The organism is Paenibacillus sp. FSL R7-0652 (assembly GCF_038595045.1).
Taxonomy (GTDB): Bacteria; Bacillota; Bacilli; order Paenibacillales; family Paenibacillaceae; genus Paenibacillus.
This window is the reverse complement of the sequence record NZ_CP152001.1, coordinates 662,530-681,839: the sequence shown is the minus strand read 5'-3', so window position 1 is coordinate 681,839 and position 19,310 is coordinate 662,530. Positions and strand designations below refer to the sequence as shown.

18 protein-coding genes are annotated in these 19,310 nt (G+C 47.4%); 3 read left to right on the top strand and 15 right to left on the bottom strand.

Annotated features, from left to right (window positions below):
* Positions 1-81 precede the first annotated feature (81 nt).
* A complete protein-coding gene (locus MKY97_RS03210) occupies positions 82-378 on the bottom strand; it encodes a hypothetical protein (protein ID WP_342554085.1) in 297 nt (98 codons plus the stop codon).
* Between the two features lie 187 nt (positions 379-565).
* Between MKY97_RS03210 and MKY97_RS03205 the strand changes: the two genes are divergently transcribed.
* Entirely contained in the window at positions 566-1,045 is a 480-nt protein-coding gene (locus tag MKY97_RS03205; RefSeq protein WP_342554084.1) for a GAF domain-containing protein, read from the top strand.
* 169 nt (positions 1,046-1,214) lie between these two features.
* Here MKY97_RS03205 and MKY97_RS03200 read toward each other — a convergent pair whose 3' ends face one another.
* The 7 genes from MKY97_RS03200 to MKY97_RS03170 all read right to left on the bottom strand — a co-directional run bounded on the left by MKY97_RS03200 (position 1,215) and on the right by MKY97_RS03170 (position 9,873).
* A complete protein-coding gene (locus MKY97_RS03200; protein WP_342554083.1) occupies positions 1,215-1,991 on the bottom strand; it encodes a TipAS antibiotic-recognition domain-containing protein in 777 nt (258 codons plus the stop codon).
* Between the two features lie 393 nt (positions 1,992-2,384).
* Entirely contained in the window at positions 2,385-3,809 is a 1,425-nt protein-coding gene (locus tag MKY97_RS03195) for an aldehyde dehydrogenase family protein (protein WP_342554082.1), read from the bottom strand.
* 536 nt (positions 3,810-4,345) lie between these two features.
* Positions 4,346-4,768, bottom strand: a complete 423-nt coding sequence (locus tag MKY97_RS03190; protein WP_342554081.1) for a universal stress protein — start codon at positions 4,766-4,768, stop codon at positions 4,346-4,348.
* Between the two features lie 70 nt (positions 4,769-4,838).
* On the bottom strand, positions 4,839-6,056 hold the full coding sequence (locus MKY97_RS03185; RefSeq protein ID WP_342554080.1) for an MFS transporter: 1,218 nt from the start codon (positions 6,054-6,056) through the stop codon (positions 4,839-4,841).
* A 258-nt stretch (positions 6,057-6,314) separates the two neighbouring features.
* A complete protein-coding gene (locus tag MKY97_RS03180) occupies positions 6,315-6,773 on the bottom strand; it encodes a MerR family transcriptional regulator (protein WP_342554079.1) in 459 nt (152 codons plus the stop codon).
* Between the two features lie 342 nt (positions 6,774-7,115).
* The gene (locus MKY97_RS03175) at positions 7,116-7,466 is read right to left on the bottom strand and encodes an SdpI family protein (RefSeq protein WP_342554078.1); all 351 of its coding nucleotides are present in this window, start codon (positions 7,464-7,466) and stop codon (positions 7,116-7,118) included.
* A 121-nt stretch (positions 7,467-7,587) separates the two neighbouring features.
* On the bottom strand, positions 7,588-9,873 hold the full coding sequence (locus MKY97_RS03170; protein WP_342554077.1) for a heavy metal translocating P-type ATPase: 2,286 nt from the start codon (positions 9,871-9,873) through the stop codon (positions 7,588-7,590).
* 327 nt (positions 9,874-10,200) lie between these two features.
* Here MKY97_RS03170 and MKY97_RS03165 point away from each other — a divergent pair, with 327 nt between their 5' ends.
* On the top strand, positions 10,201-10,572 hold the full coding sequence (locus MKY97_RS03165; RefSeq protein WP_342554076.1) for a metalloregulator ArsR/SmtB family transcription factor: 372 nt from the start codon (positions 10,201-10,203) through the stop codon (positions 10,570-10,572).
* A gap of 148 nt (positions 10,573-10,720) precedes the next feature.
* Here MKY97_RS03165 and MKY97_RS03160 read toward each other — a convergent pair whose 3' ends face one another.
* From MKY97_RS03160 to MKY97_RS03130, 7 genes are all read right to left on the bottom strand, one after another.
* On the bottom strand, positions 10,721-11,899 hold the full coding sequence (locus MKY97_RS03160; RefSeq protein WP_342554075.1) for an AI-2E family transporter: 1,179 nt from the start codon (positions 11,897-11,899) through the stop codon (positions 10,721-10,723).
* Between the two features lie 324 nt (positions 11,900-12,223).
* Positions 12,224-13,258 (bottom strand): LLM class flavin-dependent oxidoreductase, encoded by a 1,035-nt coding sequence (locus MKY97_RS03155; RefSeq protein WP_342554074.1) that lies wholly within the window; start codon positions 13,256-13,258, stop codon positions 12,224-12,226.
* A gap of 195 nt (positions 13,259-13,453) precedes the next feature.
* Complete coding sequence (locus MKY97_RS03150) at positions 13,454-13,765, bottom strand: helix-turn-helix transcriptional regulator (RefSeq protein ID WP_123066816.1); 312 nt, start codon at positions 13,763-13,765, stop codon at positions 13,454-13,456.
* 136 nt (positions 13,766-13,901) lie between these two features.
* Entirely contained in the window at positions 13,902-14,579 is a 678-nt protein-coding gene (locus MKY97_RS03145) for an NAD(P)H-dependent oxidoreductase (protein ID WP_342554073.1), read from the bottom strand.
* Between the two features lie 246 nt (positions 14,580-14,825).
* Complete coding sequence (locus MKY97_RS03140; RefSeq protein ID WP_342554072.1) at positions 14,826-16,169, bottom strand: hypothetical protein; 1,344 nt, start codon at positions 16,167-16,169, stop codon at positions 14,826-14,828.
* Positions 16,166-16,744 (bottom strand): RNA polymerase sigma factor, encoded by a 579-nt coding sequence (locus MKY97_RS03135; RefSeq protein ID WP_342554071.1) that lies wholly within the window; start codon positions 16,742-16,744, stop codon positions 16,166-16,168. Before MKY97_RS03135 ends, MKY97_RS03140 begins: the two co-directional genes overlap by 4 nt.
* 158 nt (positions 16,745-16,902) lie before the next feature.
* On the bottom strand, positions 16,903-17,637 hold the full coding sequence (locus MKY97_RS03130) for a class I SAM-dependent methyltransferase (RefSeq protein WP_342554070.1): 735 nt from the start codon (positions 17,635-17,637) through the stop codon (positions 16,903-16,905).
* A 162-nt stretch (positions 17,638-17,799) separates the two neighbouring features.
* Between MKY97_RS03130 and MKY97_RS03125 the strand changes: the two genes are divergently transcribed.
* Positions 17,800-19,155, top strand: coding sequence for an MATE family efflux transporter (locus tag MKY97_RS03125; protein WP_342554069.1), 1,356 nt, complete (start codon positions 17,800-17,802; stop codon positions 19,153-19,155).
* The last annotated feature ends 155 nt before the right edge of the window (positions 19,156-19,310 follow it).

The window sequence follows — 19,310 nt, the reverse complement described above, 5'->3', positions numbered from 1 at the left end:
CCATCAGCACAGGATATCCTGTCTTATGGCAAGGGTCCTACACATTTGCTTTACTTTGCTTCAAGCCGATCTGTTTCAGACTTATGCTGGAGAGGCTTTCTTACTGCCAGCGAGCAGTTCCTCGCTCACCCGTCCAAGCACAGCAACAATCTCTTTATATTCTTCAATGCCTGTCCCGGTCAGGCTCCACTGGTCTCCGTGGGCAGTCAGGAAGTTCTCCTGTGTGAGGTGTTCAAGCTCCTGCTTGATCTCACGTTCACCAACACGATATCCACGCTCTTCTAACAGAGGCAGCGCATCGCTTACGGTTAGATCCTCATTTTGGGCAAAATATAGAAGATGAATTCGTACAAACAGGTTCTGTACTTCTGCATGCATAAGCTAAGCTCCTTCCCGGGTTGTAGCCCTACTTGGTTGCTAAGTAATTACCCCGTGAAAGAAGCGGAGAAACAGGAGCAGAATCCAGCTGCTGTAATCTCTTTCCAGAATCATTCCGCTTGACTAACCGCATCCGCTGCACTATCTTGAAAATAAGTACCATTTTTGCTCGGGAGGGTGATTCACCATGTTTCAAGCTGTTTCCTATGAAGGAACACGAAGCGAGCAGCACACCGCCGTCCTGGGACAGTTAAGTGCTCTGATCCGCGATGAACCTAGTGCGATTGCCAATCTGGCTAACGCTGCTGCGCTGCTCAACGTATTTCTAACCGACACCAACTGGGTCGGATTCTATCTCTATGACGGAAAAGAACTGGTCCTCGGACCGTTCCAGGGATTGCCTGCCTGCATTCGTATTCCACTTGGACGCGGGGTATGCGGGACATCTGCTGCAGAGAGACGCACACTCGTTGTGGATGATGTGCATGCTTTCCCGGGCCATATCGCCTGTGATGCCGCATCCAATAGTGAGATCGTTGTTCCAATTATTAAAGATGGACAATTATACGGTGTGCTGGATATCGACAGCCCGATTAAAAACCGTTTTGACGATGAAGACCGTGTCTTCCTGGAAAAAGCGGTCAGTTTGCTCACGGAGCAGCTGTAGGCCATTTAATTGACTTTCAACTGAACGGTACAAGAGGACTCATCTCCTCTCACCACGATGATGGTGATATCGATAAGTGTGAGCAAAAAGCGCAGACCTCGCCGAGGTCTGCGCTTTTTGCTGCTATGTTCATACCGATGTTCTTGCCCGCCCAAGTTACTTTATGCATCTAGGATAGATCCTGTGCTGCTTTGATGATCATTCCTTCCCGTAGAAACTCAGCCAGCCTTGGGTGATAGCCGTCATACATGTTACGAAAATCGCGATGCTCCACGTACAGATTGGCTAAATCCCGGTAAATCTCAGCTGTTGGTGTGTAATATCCTTTGATCCATTCAAGATGTCTGCCGATAATCTGCTGCACATCCGGGCTGCCCGGCTCAAGGCCAAGTTCCAGTGCCTGTTTCAAATCCAGATGAATTCGATCAATCTTCGCCTGCGATTCCAAAAAATCTTCTTTGGATTTCAGCTCCATTTCCTTCGCTTGCAGATCTTGTGTCGGGAAGGCGTCAGCAGCATCAGAAGAGTGCTGTGTTTCACCTGCTTGCAGCAGCGGGACATGACGCGTGTTATGCGCAAAACCATAGTACAGTTCATGCTCCTCCATCGTCTGCTCTCCTTGGAGATAAGAAACCGTTCGATCCAGTGTCTGAATTAAACCGTGCAGTCGCAGCGCTTCCTCCAGAATTTGAATCCGATGCTGCTGCATCACACGTACAATTTCTGCAGGATCTTCTTTCAGCATAGAACCAATTTCTTTTTCCGGCACACCTGCTTCTTTACAAAACATGATTTGCTGAAGCTTCAGCAGCTCTTTTTTTTCATAGTAAATATCTTCGTCCAGTCCACGAAAGGCAGGGGACAGCAGCCCCAGCTCCGCATAATAGCTTAACTCACTCAAACTTACACCTGACATACCAGATACATCGGTCATGGAATACGCCATGATATCACCTCCTGCCTCTTCTGTTTGCTCTGTGTGTTCACTCGCCGGTTGATTACTGCGTTATATTTAAAAGATTGAAATGTAAAACGTTAATCCTGCTTAATGCCAAAAGCATTCATGATCCTTGAAACATCGTTGAAACGCATTCATTATTTTTCACAAAGCGTTAGACATCCATATTCCAAGGAGACCAACGGGTTCATACCGTTGTTCGCAGTATGTACCTAATTAATACCCCCCTCACTCTATGTGAACCCGTAGTCAGTAAATAATTTTATGTATTTTTTGAGACCAATTTCTTGGTTTTGAAACCCAAAAAATCCTGCACCCCTGAGGTGGATGCAGGATTTCCAATCATTTTATACTACAGGCTGTAACCCTCAATAAACCCGATTAATTTTTGTTAAACATGACAAACTTTAATTCCGTCATTTCTTCCGCCGCATACTTGACACCTTCACGTCCGATCCCGCTTTGCTTCACTCCACCATACGGCATATGATCTACCCGGAATGTTGGGATATCATTGATCATCACGCCACCCGCTTCAATCTCATCCACGGCTCGAAGCGCCGTTTGAATGTCATTGGTGAACACTCCTGCCTGAAGCCCATACATGGAGTCGTTGACATGCTTGGTGCCTTCTTCTACGGAATTGACCGTGTTAATGACAACAATTGGTGCAAACACTTCCTGACACGATACCTTAGCTTCACGCGGCACATTGACAAGTACCGTTGGACGCAGCACGCCTGCTTCAGCTTTACCACCCACTGCAACCGATGCACCTGCCTGCTTCGCTTCTTCAATCCATTCCAGTGTGCGCTTCACATCCTTGGAGGTAATCAGTGCTGAGACCATCGTATCCTCATTCAGCGGATCACCGATCACAACCTGTTCGGCCGCTGCAGCGAAACGTTGGATAAAATTCTCGGCAATGGCCTCGTGCACATAGATACGCTGTAATGAAATACATACCTGACCCTGATATGTGAACGCACCCGTGACGCAGCGCGGAATCACCTTGTCCAGATCGGCATCTTTGTCTATAATTACAGCGGCATTGGAGCCAAGCTCCAGCGTAACACGTTTCAATCCGGCTTTGCTGCGGATACCCGTTCCTACGGCTGGACTGCCTGTAAAGGTGATATAAGCCACATCGGGATGCTGCACGAGCACGTCACCGATTGTTTTGCCATCGCCACTCACCACGTTCAATGCTCCATCAGGCAGCCCTGCTTCGTGAAACAGGTTCGCTATGAAGTAGGCAGACAGCGGTGTCTGCTCCGCAGGTTTGAGCACGATCGTATTTCCTGCTGCCAGCGCGGGCCCCACTTTATGTGCAGCCAAGTTCATTGGAAAATTAAACGGCGTGATCGCCCCGATGACCCCTATCGGCTGTCGCATAGTATAACCGATGCGGCCTTCGCCGCCTCTCGCCGCGTCCATCGGAACCGTCTCTCCGGTTAAACGTTTCGCTTCTTCGGCGGCAAAACGGTATGTCTCAATTGTACGGTCGATCTCGGCTCTCGCCGCAGTGATCGGCTTCGCTGCTTCCAATGCAACGATGCGGGCCGCCTCTTCTCTGCGTTCTTCCAGCATGGCGGACAGCTTGTACAGCAGGTCTGCACGCTGATGTGCAGGCATCTGACGCATGGCTTGGCGTGCCTGCACTGCCGCAGCTACAGCCGCCTCCGTCTCCTCTGCTGAGGCGGAAGCCACTTCTGCCAGTGTTTCTCCGGAATACGGCGCCTGGAGTGTCGTATACCGCACTGATTCGGTGTGCTTGCCGCCAATAAACAGATGTTGTTTTTTCATAAACTGCATCCTCCATTCATTCGATTCCTTATCAAAGGCATATAATGCAACTTATAGCTCAAATAACTCACATGCAGCGCATAATTCATATTCAGTTGTAACTGACAAGCATCACAGTTCATTCAAGTTAATAACGCATAGAACAAAAGCCGCGATGCACGAATCGTTTAGAACACCCCGCACAAAGCTTAACTCAAAAACAACGAACCTGCCTGCACAGCAAGCTGTAATCTCAAGTAGATAACACAGCCTCTGAGGCAGACCTGAGAAGGTTATACTTTAGTTATACACTATTTCTGCATGATCCACCCAGTAAACGAGATTGAAAGACAGGGTTAGTACCCTCGCTCTCAATTCTAACGATCTCCAGAAACCTTATTTCATGTCCTAACATGATAATCAACCTTTTTCCACACCCAAAAGGCAATATAGCGTTTCTACGAATCGTTAGAATTTCAAAATGGCATTTTCCAGCAGAATAGGGTTTCCTGAGATCGTTAGAATTTACAGCGTGAATCACTCACCAGACATTCCGTTCACTTCACCGTCAGAACTGGACAATCTGCGTGCTTCAGCACACCATGACTGACGCTGCCGACCAGGATCTCAGCCAGCATCCTTTTACCTCCGGTGCCCATCACAATCAGATCGCATTTTTGTTCACGTGCCGTGCGGCAAATTTCGGTCACAGGATCACCTGCAACCAGACGTGTCTCATATGACACGGCCCGATTAGCCAAAAGTTTCTTCACTGGCTCAATAATATGCTTTCCTTCCTCGGCGATGCGTTCTTCCAAATCCACCCCAAGGGCAGGCTCGTTAATCGAAATGGAAGGATTCACATGCAAAATGGTCAAATGAACTGAATTCTTCATCTGTTCAGCCAGCATGAGAGCCTGTTCCAGTGCTTTATTCCCATGATTCGATCCATCCACAGCTGCCAATATTCGTTCCAGCATTTCAATTCCTCCAGTCTGATGATTAACCCGAAATGTTAGTTAGTTAATAAGCTGATCTCGGCATATTTCATTAATGAGCAATTGAAGCATCGATATCCCGCAGGTGACGACGACGCATCAGCAGTACACCGACGCCGATCAGGACCATCAAAGCACCGAAATAAAACGGCGTTTCGGGCAGAAACCATTCGGACAATTTTCCTGCAAGCCAAGGCGCAAGTGCTCCACCCATAAACCGTACAAAGCTGTATGCTGCAGATGCGACCGAACGCTCGACAGGTGCTGCCTCCATAACAGCCGTGGTGATCAACGTATTGTTAATACCCAGGAAAATACCGGCGACAATTACCGCAACGATAACCGTCATTGATGAACCCATTACCGTACCAACAGCCATTACCAGCAGGTCGGCCGCAAACAGTGTGAGCATCACACTCATGGATGGCACTGAGCCAAATCGCCGCTGCAGCTTCGGTGCCACAAAAACGGACGTAATCGCCAGCATTAATCCCCAACCGAAAAAGACATAACCTAGACCGTGCTCATCTAGTTTCATCACATATGGTGAATAAGCCATCAAGGTAAAGAAACCAAAATTGTACAGAAAAGCGGTAATCGCCAACGTTTTAAGTGAAGGGTAACCGAGTGCTTTGAACGGATCGGACAGTGTACTGCGCGTTTTCGGTTTGGCCATTTTGGGCAGCATAAACATGATACTGATAAAAGCAACCGCCATCAGGGCAGCTACCCCGTAGAACGGACCGCGCCAGGAGATCGAACCCAGCTCACCGCCAAGCAGCGGACCAACGGCAATCCCGAGACCGAGTGCTGCTTCGTATAAAATAATAGCCTTGGCTGTCCCTGATGTGGACAACCCAACAATGGCTGACAAGGCGGTGGCAATGAACAAGGCGTTCCCAAGTCCCCAGCCTCCGCGATAACCGACCAGCGCTCCGACCGTGTCGGATGTACCGCCCAGGAAAGAGAATACAATAATCAGCAGGATGCCGCTGAGCAGTGTCCATTTCACGCCAATACGGCTGGATACAACACCGGTGATCAGCATAGCAATTCCCGTTACTGCGTTATAGCTTGTAAACAGGAGGGACACCTGGCTTTTGGATGCGTGAAGCTGATCAGCAATAGCTGGCAGGATCGGATCGACGAGACCCAGTCCCATAAATGAGATGATACAGGCGAAGGCCACGGCCCACACTGCTCGCGGCTGGGACAGCAGGCCTCCACGGGATGACGGTAACTCGTCAGGTAATGATGGTTCTCTTTTCATAAATCATTCCTCCGATATGAATTAATTATGGTATTGAAACGAAACATAATGAAAATTTTCGCAATGCATCTATTCCATTTTCAAAATTCGAGACAAAAAAACAGCACAAGCACACCGGAGTCACCAGTGTTTGTACTAAAGCATGCTGCAATTCATCTGATCCTGATTTAATCCGTAATCAGTGCAATCCGGATCATGCAGACATACTTGCTATCCATCCGTTTCCGTTCCTTTTTCTCTGCATTGATCTCATGCTGGTTAATCGTCCTTGGTCTTCGTCTGCTTGCCAGCACGGATCTGCAGCGTCTGTATACCTGTTCTAACCCGTTCGCGCAGCTCTTCCAGCTCATGCTGTACGGCGTGAATGCTTTGCAGTTTCTGCTCCAGCAGCTGCAGCTGACCATCGAGTGTTGTTTCCATGCGGCTGAGCTTTTCGATACGTTTCTCCACCTCAGTTGTCTGCTGGTAGTCAAATCGCTGTTCGTTCAGCGTATCGGCCGTGGCGACATAAGCATGAAGCTCCTGTAACGAGAAGCCAAGCACTTCTTTGGCACGAACAACTTTTTTCAAATAGTCGATGTCCTCTTGTGTATACAGCCGCGTTCCACCATCTGTCCGCCGAGGTGAAGGCATAACTCCAATCTCTTCATAGTATCGAATGGTTCGTTTCGTAAGTCCGCAGGCTTTGGCAGCATCATCAATTTTGAATAAACCCATCTGCTTCACCTCTTTTCATATGTCATCATTATTATGTATATAATTATATATCTTTATAACGTTAACGTCAACGTAAGATTTATAAGGCAGAGACAAGGAAAGACACAAACATGATCTGAAATACAATTGGAAACGAAAACAAAAAAGACCCGCTTGCACGGATCTTGGTGTATTACATAATCCTTATTCAGGTTTCAATACGCATACCGATACCATTCTGCTCCATGTTCCCATACATCGGCAGCTTTTCATCAGGCTCTCTATTTTTTCTTGCGCTCCCTGTGCTTCCTGCGCATGCTTCTCACTTTCACCGCTAGGACTACCTGGTTTGCCTGACCTTCTTTACTGCTTGTCCTGCTCCTGCTGCGCTCGCTGCATTTGTTTCAAACGTCCTTCTACCCGGGTAAACAGCCTGATCGTATAAAAACCCACTGCAATCAGACTTAATACCAACGCGCGCACATCCGTAAGCCAGAAACCGATGACACCAAAAACCGTTATAATAAACCCGAACTGCATCATCAATGCCGAACTGTACCGCTGCGCTTCCTCCCACAAGGTGGAATTGCTCATTGCCCGTGGTGTCCGATAACCGTATATTCCGTTAATTTGTTTTGGCGGCTTCTTATACACCATCAATCCCAAAATGAAATAACATACTCCGCATATAATGCCCAATAATGCTCCTGCCAAAATGCTCGCACTCCTTCTCTTCTCGTTAGCTTTCAGACCGATATCATTCATACAAATATCCATAAAAATAGTAAAACAGCTCTACGTATATACGCAGAGCCGTGCTGTACGTTTCATCAATCTAAACGTCCTTGATCCGAAGCACCCGCATCGCATTCAACACCGCGAGCACCGTAACGCCCACATCGGAGAAGACAGCTTCCCACATGGTGGCGATCCCGAATACACCGAGCAGCAGGAAGACGGCTTTGACACCCAGCGCAAATCCGATATTCTGCCAGACGATCCGGCGTGTACGCTTGGCGATCTGAATTGCACTGGCAATTCTGGACGGTTCATCCGTCATGATGACTACGTCCGCTGCTTCAATTGCCGCGTCTGATCCAAGTCCGCCCATCGCAACTCCGACATCGGCCCGTGCCAATACGGGTGTATCATTAATGCCGTCCCCAACAAAGATCATTTTTTCCTTCGGAAATTTGGCTGCTTCCAGCTGCTCCAGCCGTTCGACTTTGTCCTGCGGCAGCAGTTCCGCATACACCTCATCTACGCCAAGCTGACGTGCTACTGCTTCGCCTACCGCTTTGGCATCACCTGTCAGCATCACTGTTTTGCGGATGCCCAGCTGTTTGAGTTCCTGAATGGCAGATGCTGCGTCCTCCTTCACTTCATCGGCAATGATCAGGTGACCGATATATTGTCCGGCTTCCGCAACATGCACGACCGTTCCGACGGTTTGCGGCTTTGTATACATGACGCCTGCCTGCTCCATCAGCTTCGCGTTGCCAGCAAGCACTTCCTGACCATTCACATTCACTTTAATCCCGTGACCTGCTGCCTCGTCATATCCATCCACACCTTGAGACGGAATATCTTTCCCCCAGGCTGCACGAATAGATTCAGCAATCGGATGATTGGAGTTCGCCTCAGCAATCGCTGCCAGCCTCATCAATTCTTCTTCCGTACGTCCGCCTTCGGGTTGAACAGATGTGACCTTGAAAACACCTTTGGTTAGTGTGCCCGTTTTGTCGAACACCACCACTTTAACATCATTTAAAGCTTCCAGGTAATTACTGCCTTTAACCAGAATGCCGTTCCGTGAAGCTGCGCCAATACCACCGAAGAAACCAAGCGGAATCGACACGACGAGTGCACAAGGACATGAGATAACTAGAAAGACGAGTGCACGATAGATCCAGTCGGCAAATGCTGCACCGCTAAAAAGAAGCGGAGGAACAAAGGCAATCAGAGCAGCGAGAATGACCACAATCGGTGTATAATACCGGGCAAATTTGCTGATGAAATGTTCTGTTTTTGCCTTCCGGCTGCTGGCATTCTGCACCAGGTCGAGAATTTTGGATACCGTTGATTCACCAAACGTTTTGGTAACCTCAATCGTTAACATGCCGTTTTTGTTCACGAAACCGCTGAGCACATCACTTCCAGGTTCCAGCTGTCTCGGCACGGACTCCCCTGTCAGCGCTGATGTGTCCACCATAGATCGGCCTGCCTTCACAATCCCGTCCAGCGGGACTCGTTCACCCGCTTTAACCATGATACGGTCGCCTATGCGGACCTCTTCTGGTGATACACGCCGAGTCTCGTCACCCGTACCCGTAAGAATATTCGCATAATCCGGGCGAATATCCATCAGGGACTGGATCGACTTGCGTGAGCGGTTAACCGCCATGCCCTGGAACAGCTCTCCGAGCTGATAGAACAGCATGACCGCAACTCCTTCGGGGTACTCCCCGATGGCAAAGGCACCGAGTGTAGCAACCGTCATCAGGAAGTATTCATCAAATACCTGTCCGCGAATGATGTTTTTGACCGCCTGAAGCACGATATCTCCACCTGCGATAAGATATGCCGCCACATAAAGGGCAAGCTGCGCCCAATCACCCAGTGGTGCCCAGACGGCTGCAGCAAGCAGCACAGAGCCAGCAGCCAGTCTGGCAAGCAGCACCTTCGTCTGCCCCGCACCATGTTCATGGGAATGGCCGGCATGAGCGTGACCGCTCTCCTCATGACTGTGCGCGTGGCTGTGGTTATGACCATGATCGTGTCCATGTTCATGAGTGTGTTCGTGACTATGTTCTTGAGCTTGGCTCTGATCATTGTGCCGATGTATGCCCGTGCTGTTCGTCACGGCTTCTTGTGCACCGCCCTTATCCGAGATACGGATATGCGGTTCCAGGCGGAGCACCTTACGTTTGGCTTCTTCCACCACCTGCTCATCCATATCGGATGTGGTGTACATAGATAACGTCTTGGTCACAAAATTAACGGAGCATTCATTAATGCCTTTAATTTTGCTCACACCATTTTCAATTTTCAGTGCACAGTTTGCACAATCCAGTCCATCCAGCAGCAGTTCCCTTTTCACCTGTTCCTGTCCGGTTCCCATGTGAATTCTCCCCTTTGCAGTCCGTCAAAAGTTGAACTAAAAGTGCTTATCCTTCCGAAAAGCTTTCAGCTCCGCTTTATCATTTTTTTCGTCTTCTCCACTTTGTGTGACAAATAATTTAACTCTTTAATATAAAGTTTATGTTTGATACAATACATGAGCAATCATTCATATATTCAATTAACCCTATTATATGCACCCCCAAACGGGAGTGTCAACATGAGTTGTTGATTTTGGATACAGAATATGCTAATAGTAATCATTTCGCTTTAGGCGTTTTTTGGATATAATAGAGCTATCAGTTGTTAAACATAGGCGGTGATAGGAATGGAACAACCGGTTAAAGCTCCACATGATTGCGATGATGCCTGCTCAGGTACGGAAGCCGATGTGCAAACCATTCGCACCTCACTCATAGATCGGGATACTTCTTCCGAGATGGCGGATTGGTTCAAAGCATTTAGTGATCCAACACGTCTACGTATTATTGATGCACTGTTACAGAAAGAATTATGTGTGCACGATCTGACCGTGCTGCTGGATATGGGCCAGTCAGCCATCTCCCATCAGCTGCGGTCACTCCGCAACATGAGGATTGTGAAGCGGCGTAAGGAAGGCAAGACGGTATACTATTCCCTGGATGATGCTCACATTGAGCAAATTTTCCTGCAAACGCTCCAGCATATCAAACACGGCTAGGCATCATGCCTGCCGGTTTAAACCAACAGAACCCCCGCCTCTTGGCGTTATGCCAATGGGCGGGGGTTCTTGTTGTGTAAGGGAACTGTTTTAAGCAGCATGCTTATCTTGGCTTTCTGATCTAGCTTACCAACCTTACTCACCTTACTCACTTCAATAATTTATTTTTGTTTGGATCATACAGACCCGACCTGTCCTTGAACAGATTGAAAATATGAGACACGATCACTTTGAGTACTGCGTACCCCGGAACTGCCAGCAGGATACCCACCACCCCGAACAAATTGCCTGAAGTCAGAATGACAAAGATGATCGTAATTGGATGAATTTTAAGCGTTTTGCCCATGATCTGTGGGGAGATGAACTTGCCTTCGATCAGCTGTACAATCGTCCATACCGCAATCATCTTCAGCAGCATCACGGGCGAAGTTACCAGAGCCACGATCAGTGCAGGCGTGATGGCAATCGCAGGTCCCAGATACGGAACCACACTTGTAAAGGAAGCGATAATCGCAAGAATCAAAGCATAATCCAGACCGATGATCATATACCCGATGTAGAGCAGCACACCGATACAGAAGCTGACGATAATCTGTCCACGGATGAATGAGCTGATCTGGTGGTTGATATCATGCAGGACATGCATTGCACCGGTACGGCTTTTGATTGGTAGAAAAGACAAGATTTTCTCCGGCAGTTTCTTGCCGTCTTTGAGCAGATAGAACAGGATGAACGGAACGGTTACAATGGATAACACCGTCTCGGTAAACGCACCGAGGAATCCGCCAAGCTTCGTCCACGTGGAGTTGAGAATCTCGGTTGCTTTCTGGGAGATCGTGCCCCACCAGTCCTGCCAGTTCATGTTGATGGTCTCCTGTACCTGACTGAACAGCTGACTGCCTGTCAATTCCTCGAATTGATCCCTTACGGTTTCACTATAGGTAGGGAAATTGGCGATGAGTCCCATGATCTGGTTACGCAGCACAGGAATAACAGCCAGCACCACAACGGTCAGCACCCCGCCAATGGCGAGATAGAGAATGAGAATGCCCCAGCCTCGCTTGATTTTCCATCGTTCCATCACGTCCACAAGTGGATTGAGCAGGTAATAAAGTATGCCAGACAGAATGATTGGTAGTACAATCGTTTTGATCAACACCGCCAGCGGGTGGAATACAAACGATACTTTGGTCAGAACCATTATGTTCAGTCCAACCAGCAGTAGAATTAATAGAAACAGTACAAATTTATTATTCAGAAAAAAACGTTTGAATCGATCCGGCCAAACACGGGTTTGGTTCTCGGACTGCTGCTCAGGCTGCTCCATAGGCTTGTCGTCCTCTCTTATGTATCTTACTTCCGTATTTATCGGTTACGATGGGTAATACAGTAAGCTGCATCCCGCCTTTTCTGCCTGACGGGTACAATTCACTTGTACAAGCCAACATATGTACAATACTTCAGATTTATACGTATGGGCCGTTTGCCCGTTTCAAATTCGGCAAGTAAACTCATTTTACCCCAAAACGACTCCCCTGCCCCACAACAATCTATTGAAAATTTTCCCACGCAAAAAACGGCCCGCCTCCCTCGGAGACGAACCGTTGATCTGCAATCCGATGCTGCTCACATGCGGCTCCAGGCCAATCTATTATATGTTTCTCGCCAACTGCGCGATCAACTCGTATGAGTGCAGGCGTGCTGGATGGTCATAAATCATCGACGTAATGATCAGTTCATCCGCCTGTGTCTGGCGGATAAAGGATTCAAGCTGTCCGCGCACCTTCTCCGGCGAACCGTTTACCGCTGCTTTCAGCGTCTGGGCTACAGCAGCTTGTTCACGATCCGTCCACTTGCCGTCCATCACTGCTGGCGGCTGCACAAGTCCGGTTGTACCGCGGATAATGTTCAGGAACTGCTGCTGCATCGTTGTTCCAAGCCATGCGGCTTCTTCATCGGTATCAGCTACCACGGCGTTAACACCCACGATTACATATGGCTCCTTTAAGTTCTCGGACGGCTGGAAGCTGCTGCGGTAGGTATCCAGAGCAATCCGCGTATAGTCTGGCGAGAAATGGCTGGCAAAAGCAAACGGCAATCCCAGCTGGCCCGCCAGACGTGCACTGAAATCACTGGAACCCAGCAGATAAAGCGGGATGTTCAGTCCTTCGCCGGGTACAGCCCGCACTGGTGCATGATAAGACGTTGCCGAGGCATCAAAGTAAGCCCGCAGTTCGGCAAGCAGCTCAGGAAAATCTTCTCCGCTGTTCAGATCTTTGCGCAGTGCCAGTGATGTACGGCGGTCACTACCAGGTGCACGTCCCAATCCTAAGTCAATCCGACCTGGATACAACGATTCAAGCGTGCCAAACTGCTCCGCAATCACAAGCGGGGCATGGTTAGGCAGCATAATGCCGCCCGAACCGACACGAATTGTTTTCGTCCCGCCTGCAAGATGACCGATCACGACTGAAGTTGCAGATGAGGCAATGCCCGGCATGTTGTGATGTTCGGCAACCCAGTAGCGATGATATCCCCAGCGCTCGGCATGCTGCGCCAGCTCCAGACTGTTGCGAAGTGCATCTGCGGGTGTTGATCCTACAACTACTGGGGCAAGATCAAGCACGGAAAGTTTGACGTCGGTAATATGTTCTTTATGTTGATGTTCTTTATGTTCGATATTCATTAACGTTCATACTCCTCTGTAATTATATTTTTGCATATCCAGATATATAGATATATATGAACAAAAGTGTACTTTGTCGCTTCCCGGATATACCATGTGCTCCAAAGATCATTTCTCTTTAACCTGGCCGTTCACATCCGGACGGAATTTCTGCTTGCTGCATGTCGCATCCTGACTTCCGATCCGGCATCCGGCTTATAACTCGTGCTGCACGTACTCGGCAAATGCCTGTATCGTCTCTTCGTTGCGGCGATAGTACGTCCATTGTCCTCTACGCTCCGACAGCAGCAGCCCTGCCTTAAGCATCGTCAACAAATAGCTTGAAATTACGGACTGAGCCAGTCCTGCCTTTAGTTGAATTGTGCCTACACAGATCCCACTCTTTCCGCCATCCGGATGCTGGGACAGCTCAAGCGGTGAGAAATGCTGCTCCGGGTTTTTTAGCCACAGCAGAATCTGTCTGCGTGTCTCATTGGATAATGCTTTGAAAATGAGTATAGGTTCCATGGGTCGATTATACCCCCTTTTTACCCTTTTGCCAAACGCCAGAAATAAACAAACCGACTCAGGAAAGAGTCGGCCTCTCATTTTTCATCCGTTTGATCTGGGTCGAGGTTCGCCAATCTATAAAGAAATCACCCAATTATTTGATCCAATGTGTAATTTGCTCAACAGACTGGCGAGATTTCTCACGAGGCGGCTCTGCTGCACGGTAACCAAAGGCTGCCATAACGGACACATCCCATGCACCGTCTTCAAGCAGTCCTGCCTCTTCCAGAATACGATGTACCTCTGCATAGTTGTAACCCTCAATCGGGCATGAATCGATGCCAATCTGAGCCGCTGCAGTCATCATATTGCCGAGTGCAATGTACGTCTGTTTAGACGCCCAGTCAAATAACGTTTTTGCATTTTCAAGCAGACCTTGATTGTTCTGGAATTTGCCATAAGCTTCACTTGTCAGCTTGAATACGTCGTCCGGCATACCCTGAATCTCTTTCAGCATATACTCTGCATGTGGAGAATTATAGCTTGCATCCGTACGAGCCAAGATCACGATAAAGTGACTGGCTGTAGCCAGCTGCCGCTGCGCACCGGAAGATACCTCGGACAGACGCTGACGGAACTCCGGGTTTTGTACAATCAGAAACTTCCATGGCTCAAATCCGATGGAGCTTGGGGATAAGCGGCCCGTTTCAAGTATGAACGAGAAGTCTTCTTCACTAATTTTGCGTGACGCATCAAACAGCTTGGTGGCATGCCGAAATTGAAATGCCTGCAGAATTTCTTCTTTTTTCTTCGTTTGCACTGTAACGTCCATATTACTCCACGTCCTTTTCTCTATATGTTTTACATAAATCCAGTATTATTTCTCTGTTTATATGATGATTGAAGGCTTAGGTATCAGTTTAGACGTTATGTTCCGAATTGAAAAGTACGTACCTGATTGTTTCTTAGTTCCTAAAAGTAAGTTATATGACTTGTTACATTTTAGCATTAACCTGTAATTCCGTGCACTTCAGCTTATTCATGAATTACTTTATTACATTTGAGCACCAAAATCACTTTACTCTTCCCCTCTCGTTACCATGGTGATGCGTCCATCTTCTTTATATTCGACCTTAAACATGTCGCGGGCAGACTCCAATTCAAAAGTTACAATGCCCAATGCATCGGCTTTCCGATGAAGCTTGTAAGCATCCAAATCAATGTTAAATATGCTCTTAATGATTGGCCCTGCTTTTTCTCTAAGTACAGCTTCATCTATATTGTATAATTTCTCTTGATAAGCCTCCATTTCTTTTGGGTCATCGATTACTGGCTCATAATTATTAGCGTCTCGGACGGTGTACCCCAGGCCTCCTTTTCCTTCGGTCATTTGAACAAAGTAATTATGGGCAAATCGAAAAAAGAAAATCTCTCCTCCCAGCTTAATATCCTTGGTTCGATGTATGCTCTCCAAATTTAAATCCGTTTTCCCTGATAAAGCAGCCACCGATTTCCGAGCATCTTCCAAAGCGGTCTGAGATACCTCATCTGAAGTAATTTCCCCTGATAACGATACGACCTTATCCTGCTCCCATTCAATATACCCAAAACTGTTGTCGTTCTTTAATGCAAGTGTAGTGCGTGTTTTCGGCACAGTCTCTCCTTGCTCCATGCTTACCTTCCGCCAAACGAGTACTGGTTTAAGCGAAGGAGCACTGCGAATGCTCTCCAAAAGTGACGGGATCTGGCGCAGGTACCGATGCTCCAACTGTTCTGGCTGCATCTCGGCTTTCATCTGAACTTCACGAAGATCACCCGTTTTGGCATCAAGCCAAATTTGGGCATAATCTTCTTCTTTCTCCTGACCGGCTTCAATGTATATTCTGCCAGACACGGATAGATGCTGCACTTTGGTAATGCGCAGCTGTTTGCCCAGATCGTCTCTCATCGTGATCGCAACATTCTTTTTCATCTGATTCGTAAGGATATCCACATTCAGATGATCGGCAAATAACAAAGCGGAAGCCGGATTGATCTGTGCAACCAACGGTTTGGCGAGCCGCCCGTCGTCCCAGCTCCACATAAACATCCCGCCTGCTATAACCAATGCACTCAACCCTGCAGCGAGAATGCCGATACGTCTTTTTCTAAGACGTTGATGTCTTGATGTAACTTTCGCTGTATCTTTAACTGCATATGTGACTGTACCTCCATCTCCGCTGAACGTATCGGAGCGTGAGCCAGAGCGTTTCAATGCGGGTTCTGAAGGGCTCATTTCGCGCATTTCCTGTCCCTTGCTGCCTGCCGTCTTCATCCATTCTACCTGCTGCAGCACCTTACTCTTATGCTGTTCGGTAAAAGGCGACACTGCAAACGGCCCTTTACGAATTTCTTTTTCCCACTGCTCATCCTCATGCTTCATTGCCTTCTCTCCTCCCACTGGCTTCGTACCTTATTCTTAGCCCGGGATAACCGCGATTTCACAGTTCCTTGGCTGATTCGTAACATGTCTGCGATCTCCACCGTTGTAAGTTCATACCTCAGATGCAGTAAAAGAATCTCCCGAAACTTCTTCGGCAGCGCCAGAACGATATCCCAGATTTCGTGCATATGTGCTCTTCCCATTACTACCATCTCGGCAGATGGATGAAAAGATCGCTCCGACCTCATCTCATTTGACCCTGAGCGGTCCTGATCTGACACCAAAGGTAATGCCTCTCCCCATAAACTGCTTCGAAAAAATCTCGATTTTCGGTATGTAAACGTTGTGTTTCTTGTAATCGTCAACAGCCATGTTTTGATTGTGCAATCTCCTCGGAAATGAGCAATTCCCGTATATGCCCGAACAAAAACCTCCTGTGACAAATCATCCGCCTGCTCCGCATTTCTAGTTAAAAAATAAGCATAATTCCACACATCATTACCGTAATCATCCATTAGGCTGGCAAGTGTGTCATTGTCGATAGTCTGGGCCTCTGCCAGAAACGAATAGTCCAATTGATGTTCACCTCACTTAATAGGACTTATCCCGATGTCATTTGGTTCCCTAATTCGCACAGTATTTCTTATATTTTAGCAAAATAAAAAATCAGCATGTTCATGTGCTGAACAAGCCGATTCTCCAACCCTTGCATGATGTATATATAGTCTATTACTTATCCTTTGATTGCGGCGATCATCAGAAACATCGGTCTTCGATTCTCATCTGACATACCTGGAACCTGCTCTATCATCTCCAGCGAGGGTCTCGATTCTGCCATCTGCTCAATAACGAATCCTGCACGAATTAATTCATTCAGATATGCTGCCATTGTCCGGTGGTATTTGACGACGTCATGGTTCAAAAAGTTGGCAATTCGCTGTCCCTCCTCGTGGTAATGATCCACAGGCCAATGCAGTTTCTCGCCTTGCGCGCCATAATGCCAGTCCTGCTCTGCACGAGCAGTGAAAATCGGATGTTCAACAGATAAGACGAACGTTCCACCCGAGACCAGACAATGATGAATTTTACGATACACATCATGTAAATGCTCAATGTAATGCAGCGCAAGGGAACTAACTACGACATCAAACTGGTTTTGTTCAAAATGGATATCTTCTACAGCCATCTGCCGATACTCAATCTGTGGATCAGTCGTCAGTTCTCGTGCACGCTGCAGCATTTTTTCCGATAGATCAATACCGATGACTGAATTCGCTTGTTGTTCGCGTGCATATCGGCAATGCCAACCAAAACCGCATCCCAAATCAAGCACTCGCTTATCCTTCAGATCAGGTAATAAGGTTTGCAGCTCATGCCATTCACCAGCTGCATCCAGCCCCCTAACGGAACGTTCCATCTTGCTGTAATTCTGAAAGAACGCATCTTCATCATACTTGTTTTGCTTCATTTGATTCTTCCCCCCCTGGCTAGCCCTTTCTCATACTCTATCAAATAAACAATGTGAATTTCAGAAAATTTGCCATTTGAATTGTTCTCATGTTATTATACAGAACGAACGTTCAGTATAAAATGTGGCTTTAAACTTTTAAACTTACTACCGGAGGTCATTATGAGTACGAATTGGACGCATCCGCTTGAGAGGCAAACCGTAGGTAGAGCTTTTATCAGCTATCTGGTGCCCTCTGTCCTGGGGATGCTGGTCATCGCGTTTAACTTTATTATCGACGGCATTATGGTCGGGCACAAACTTGGGTCAACCGCTATGGCAGGGATCGGTATTGCTTCTCCTGTCTACACCCTATTCGTAGCCATGTCTCTGTGGATCGGCATGGGCGGAGCTGCGTTATATTCTAATCATATGGGCAGAAAAGAAAACAAAAAGGCCAAAGAAGTGTTCACCAAATCCATTATTCTCATTCTGTTGATTACAATGGCTATCGGGTACACTGCCTATATGTTCAAAGACAAGCTCGTGTACGCGCTTGGAGCGAACGCCGATACGTTTTCTTCTGCATCCGACTATATGAATGTCATGTTACTGTTCGGGTTTGTCTTTACGATTGAAAATGCATTATCCGTGTTTGTTCGCAACGATGGGAATCCAAACACCTCGATGTATGCTCAGATTACCTTTGCTGCGGCCAATATTGTAATCAACTATATTACGTTATATGTGCTGGAGTGGGGAGTAAGTGGGGTTGCACTTGGCACGATTGTATCAGCGGCACTGGCGCTGCTTGTGCTGTTCAGTCACTTTTTCAAAAAAACAAACAATCTTACGTTTACAAGGTTCACATGGAGCTCCAAGCTGCTCGGCATGATTGCCCTTATTGGTTTTCCCAGCTTCTTGGCCGAACTTGGCATGTCTGTCTTTTCGGTATCACACAATATCTCCATGGAGAGAATTGGAGGTACCAATGGTGTCGCTTCGTTTACGGTTCTAAATTACATCCATGGGGTTGTCTTGTTAGCTTTCCTTGGTCTTGCTTCGGCTGCGCAGCCTCTGATCAGTTATTATCATGGGGCACAGCGAATGGAGCGAATCCAGGAAACGATGCGCATTGCCGTTAAAACAGCCTTCATTAGCGGTGTAGTTTTACTTCTCGTTGTTCAAGTCGGGGCGCCTTATTTTGTACAAATCTTTGGTAACTTCAGCAGCACTGTTACCGATAGCGCTGTCTATGGCTTGCGGATCTTCACCATTGCCTATGTTTTCATGGGAGTAAACTTTGTGATGAGTACGTATTTTCAATCCATTGGTAATGCCAAAATGGCTATCTGGATCACAGCCGCACGCGAGATGATTATCATGATTGCTTTACTTATCATCCTACCATCATTCATGGGCGGTACTGGAGTATGGCTGTCCGTACCTTTATCTGAGATGTTCGTTCTTATAACCATAGCAATCTATAATCGAAAGCGGTCCCGAATGGAGGAGAACAGCCTCTTACAAACACACTAATTATTATAGGATTTGAAAAAAACCAGCATTACTTATTTGCCGAACATCATGACTCAAAACCCTGCACCTAACCCCTGAGAGAATCTTAATAGATTCATTAGGGGGTTAGGCGATTTGTAAAGATTCATGGTTGTACGTATCCGTAATTGTACATA